The following is a 700-nucleotide window of genomic DNA, read 5'->3' on the forward strand; positions in this document are numbered from 1 at the left end:
CGGGGTGGGTTCGAGTCCGGGATGCGGGAGGCGTTGCTGGTGAGCGCGGCTCTGCTGCTGGTGACGGCTGTGGCCACGGCGCGGCTGCGGGTGGCCGGGCGGGGGTGACGTCCCCGACGGGCATCTTGATCAGTCGAACGAATCGGCGGGCCCGACGACTTTGTCGGCGATACGGCCGAGCGCCGCAAGATCCACAGGATCGAGCCGGTCGACGAAGTGGCGCCGTACGGAGTCGACATGGGCTGGAGCGGCTTGCCGGAGCGTGTCCAGCCCCTTCGCGGTGAGGACCAGGAAGCAGCCTCTGCCGTCAGCCGGGTCCGGTGCGCGGCTGATGAGTCCACGCGCTTCCATGCGGGTGGCGTGGCGGGACAGACGGCTTCGGGACCACTGCATCTTGGTGGCCTGCTCGTGCAGGGTGCTGGTGTTGCCGGTGCGCTCGGACAGGGTGCTGAGCACCTCGTAGTCCGGTTCGGACAGCCCCAGTTCGGCCAGATCCTGAGCGGTGCGGGCCTGCACGGCGGTCACCATCCGGCGGTACGCCCGCCAGATGCGCTCCTCTTCGGGGCCGAGCCAGCGGGTTGCGGCATCCGGCTCTCTCGTTGACATGTAATCAACTTACCAGTTAGCTTCGTTTCCATGTCAACGAAAAGACTGCGCATCCTCGTACTGGTCTGCAGCACCCGCCCCGGTGCCCTCGGCC

At 68.0% G+C, this 700-nt stretch carries 1 protein-coding gene; it reads right to left on the minus strand.

All coding sequences use genetic code 11. The features are described from left to right. Positions 1-129: 129 nt before the first annotated feature. Positions 130-606: a MarR family winged helix-turn-helix transcriptional regulator gene (locus tag J0695_RS39165; protein WP_206969622.1), complete on the minus strand. Its 477-nt coding sequence runs from the start codon at positions 604-606 to the stop codon at positions 130-132. Positions 607-700: the final 94 nt, after the last annotated feature.

The organism is Streptomyces beijiangensis (assembly GCF_017315755.1).
Lineage (GTDB): Bacteria > Actinomycetota > Actinomycetes > Streptomycetales > Streptomycetaceae > Streptomyces > Streptomyces beijiangensis.